Origin of the sequence: Streptomyces sp. NPDC058964, from assembly GCF_042741275.1 — a bacterium.
GTDB lineage: Bacteria > Actinomycetota > Actinomycetes > Streptomycetales > Streptomycetaceae > Streptomyces.
This window is the reverse complement of the sequence record NZ_JBHYKH010000721.1, coordinates 1-3,469: the sequence shown is the minus strand read 5'-3', so window position 1 is coordinate 3,469 and position 3,469 is coordinate 1. Positions and strand designations below refer to the sequence as shown.

General features: G+C 72.4%; 4 protein-coding genes and 1 pseudogene. 3 read left to right on the top strand and 2 right to left on the bottom strand.

Features of this window, described 5'->3' with window-relative positions; translation table 11 throughout:
- Nucleotides 1–160: 160 nt before the first annotated feature.
- Entirely contained in the window at nt 161–835 is a 675-nt protein-coding gene (locus ACFW2E_RS43650) for a hypothetical protein (RefSeq protein ID WP_384476777.1), read from the bottom strand.
- Between the two features lie 56 nt (nt 836–891).
- Here ACFW2E_RS43650 and ACFW2E_RS43645 point away from each other — a divergent pair, with 56 nt between their 5' ends.
- Together ACFW2E_RS43645 and ACFW2E_RS43640 are read left to right on the top strand one after the other, a co-directional pair.
- Nucleotides 892–1,491, top strand: coding sequence for an HD domain-containing protein (locus ACFW2E_RS43645; RefSeq protein WP_384476774.1), 600 nt, complete (start codon nt 892–894; stop codon nt 1,489–1,491).
- A gap of 2 nt (nt 1,492–1,493) precedes the next feature.
- Nucleotides 1,494–2,057: a GNAT family N-acetyltransferase gene (locus tag ACFW2E_RS43640; protein ID WP_384476771.1), complete on the top strand. Its 564-nt coding sequence runs from the start codon at nt 1,494–1,496 to the stop codon at nt 2,055–2,057.
- A gap of 32 nt (nt 2,058–2,089) precedes the next feature.
- On the opposite strand, the gene ACFW2E_RS43635 is transcribed toward ACFW2E_RS43640, so the two are convergent.
- Nucleotides 2,090–2,995: a LysR family transcriptional regulator gene (locus ACFW2E_RS43635; protein ID WP_384476768.1), complete on the bottom strand. Its 906-nt coding sequence runs from the start codon at nt 2,993–2,995 to the stop codon at nt 2,090–2,092.
- 234 nt (nt 2,996–3,229) lie between these two features.
- On the opposite strand from ACFW2E_RS43635, the pseudogene ACFW2E_RS43630 reads away from it, so the two are divergent.
- Nucleotides 3,230–3,469, top strand: a pseudogene (locus ACFW2E_RS43630) (pirin family protein); the annotation flags it as partial.

The following is a 3,469-nucleotide window of genomic DNA, read 5'->3' as shown; positions in this document are numbered from 1 at the left end:
GGTAACGCGCCGGGACAACGTTGTCGACGGCCCCTGACGGAGGCCCTCGTGGCGGCACCCCCATCTGCTGCAGCGGACGGCGAGCGACGCGACCTCGCTCGCAGCAGTGGCAGCTGGTGGCGGCCTGACGAAGGCCCGGGGGGTGCGACGGCGGTGCCGGTCAGCGCCGCAGGGCGCCCTGAGCGGCCGGCACACCGGAGTGCGCGGTGTCCCCGGCGCGGCGCACGGCGAACACCGCGTACACATAGGCGAGATCGAGGACGAGGCAGCCGATGTAGAGGTAGTACATCAGGGCGTTGTCGTAGCGCGGATCCCGGTCGGGGTCGGTGAGCATCGTCAGGGACGCGCAGGCGGTGCCCAGGAGTTTGGTCACCGCGATGCCCGGGGACTGGCCGCGCGTCCCGCGGCGGGCGGCCAGCATCGCCAGGAACATCCCCGACATGGCCAGGTTGCTCGCGAACGCCGTGAGGACGGAGGCGCCCTCGTCGAACTGCTCCGAGGCGTAGTTCATACCCGGATAGGCGAGGAGCAGCAGCGCGGCCAGCGCCGGAAGGAACAGCCGGTCCGGCAGGTGGGGGAACTCGGCCCGGCCGAAGCGGACGAGGGTGTAGCCGACGGCCAGGTCGAAGGTGAACCAGACGATGTTGATGACGTGTCCGATCCCGGACGGCGGGCGCACGAAGGCGAACATGAACTCCCAGCTGATGTTGGTGGCGAACGCCACGACCGGCATCCCGAACGTCCGCTCCCGCAGCCCGGTGCGGATCAGCAGCAGGTAGGCGACCGTCCAGAAGAGTCCCGCCCCCAGGAGAAACGCCGTGTGCGCCGCGTGCATGGATGCCCTCCGTAAACCGTCGGTGTCCGGCTCGCGCCGGTGACTACTCTGGCACGGTGCCCCTCACGAACGTTCTGCCGATCGCCGTGGACGAGATCGAGGACCCGCCCCTGAGACCGCTTCCGCCGAGGGCCGCCGTGCTGCTTCAACGGCTTGATGCCCCGCCCCGGCTGGTCGCCCACCTCCGGGCGGTGCACGACGTCGCGGCGCGGCTCGCCGACTGGGCCGGACAGCACTGCCCGGCACTGGAGTTCGACAGGGAGGCGGTGCTCTTCGGGGCGGCCACTCATGACATCGGCAAGATCCTGCATCCCGCGGAGCTCTGCGGACCGGGTGCCCGGCACGAGCAGGCCGGGCGCGAACTCCTGCTGGAGCACGGAGTGGACGCCGGGCTCGCCCGGTTCGCCGGTACGCACGCCTCGTGGGACGCGCCGGAAGCCGGTGTGGAGGACCTGCTGGTGAGCCTGGCCGACAAGGCCTGGAAGAACAAGCGCGTCCCCGCCCTGGAGGACCTGGTCGTGGCACGGCTCGCGCGGGCCGGCGGGCGCCCGGTCTGGGAGGAGTTCCTGCTGCTGGACGAGGCCCTCACGGAGATCGGCGAGGGCGCCGACCGTAGGCTGGCCTACCAGATGTCCCACCCCGTGGCGCGAAGGTGACGATGTACGCGGTATCCCTGGGCGACGGCGCCGAACTGACCCCCCTCGAACCGTGGCAGGCCGAGGAGTTCCTGGCCCATGTGGACCGGGGGCGCGAGTTCATCGGGCGGTTCAACGGGTTGCCGGACGTGGTCACGGACCTGGAGTCGAGCCGCGCGTTCCTGCGCTCGTACGCTGAGCGGGCGGCGGCGGACACCGGCCGGATCGGCGCCGTCCGCCTGGACGGACGGCTCGTCGGCGCGGTCGTCCTGCGCCGGCTGGACGTCGGGCAGGGGATCGCCGAGGCGGGCTGCTGGCTGGAGCCTTCGGCGGTGGGCCGGGGGCTGGTGACCCGTGCCGCGCGCGTGCTCATCGACTGGGCCGTCCGGGAGCGCGGCATCCAGCGTGTCGAGTGGTGGGTCTCCCCGGAGAACGCGCCCAGCATCGCCGTGGCCCGCCGGCTCGGGATGAGCAAGGACGGTGTGCTGCGGCAGAGTTACCTCTACCGGGGGAAGCGGCACAACGAGGAGATCTGGTCGGTGACGGCGCCGGAGTGGGTCCGTGACGCCGAGGGCGCGGCGGGCTGATTCCGCGGGCGGGCCGGTGGAGGCGGTCGCCCCTACCAGGAACGCGCGACGTGCAGCAGGTGGTCACGGACCCGGGTCACATCGGGGTTCTCGGGCCGGCCAAGGCGCTGTACCAGAAAGGCCGTGTTGATCGGCGGATCCTCGGGCTCGTGCAGCGGCACCAGGACACCGGAGGCCAGCTGTTCGGCACACAGGTAGCGGGGCAGCACGGCAAAGCCCGCTCCGGCCGTCACCGCGGCCAGAACCCCGCGCAGGTCGGGCACGGTGACGGCGGCCGGGCAGGAGAGCCGTCGGCCGAAGACGTGGCGCCAGTAACGGCGGGCGATCGGAAGGTCCTCGGCGTACGTGATCAGCGGCACGGAGTGCAGCACGGCGGGGCCGTCGGTGGCCAGCGGTTCCCGCAGGCGCTCGGCCCACAGCGGGGCGGCGACCAGTACGAACTCCTCGTCCGCGAGCGGAACCGCGCTCAGCGTGCGGCCACGCGGCCGGGTCGTGGCGACCACCAGATCGTGGCGGCCCGCGCGGAGTTCGTCCAGCAGTGCATCCGTCAGTCCCGTCGCCACGCGCAGCCGTACGCCCTCGGCCACCAGCGGTGCCAGGGCGGGCAGCAGGGAGGTGCACAGGAACTCGGCGGGTCCGGCCAGGTGGACTGGTTCGGCCCGGCCGCCCGGCAACGGGTGCGGGCCCGCCACGGCCGCGAGTTCGTCGAGCGGCGCGGCGACGCGGGCTGCCAGCTCGTCGGCGACGGCCGTAGGGGCGACGCCCCGCGGCAGACGCTCGAACAGCTCACGTCCGGCCTGCCGCTCCAGCGTGCGCATCTGGGTCGTCACCGTGGGCTGGGACAGCCCCAGCAGCTGCGCGGCACCCGTGAAGGAGCCCGACCGGTACACGGCCAGGAAGGTGCGCAGCAGGTTCAGGTCGAGGGATGAGCCGTCCACGTGACCGAGTATGCGCCGCGACCCATAGAAACCCCAATGCCTCAGGGCCGTGATCCTCGCCGATTTCCTATGCCTCAGATCTTCCCGGATCCCGGAACTGCGGGGTCGGGCCCCGGTCCCGGCGGGCGTCGGCCGTCCGGACCGGCGGGATGCGGTCTCCCGCTGGGCTGAACGGTCGGCCGTACCGAGGCGTTGGCCTGCCGGTGGCGCCGCGCCGGGACTAGGTTGTGCGACATGAGCAATCTTGACCGTCAGGCGGTGCCGAGTGTGTGCGGCGGCCGGGGGTTCGTCGTCGCCGAACCCGTCCGCGAGCTGCTGAGTCCCCGCCAGGTCCGGCTGGGCGAGTCGACCGAGGTCCGACGGCTGCTGCCCAACCTGGGCCGCCGCATGATCGGCGCCTGGTGCTTCGTCGACCACTACGGCCCGGACGACATCGCCGACGAGCCCGGCATGCAGGTCCCGCCGCATCCGCAC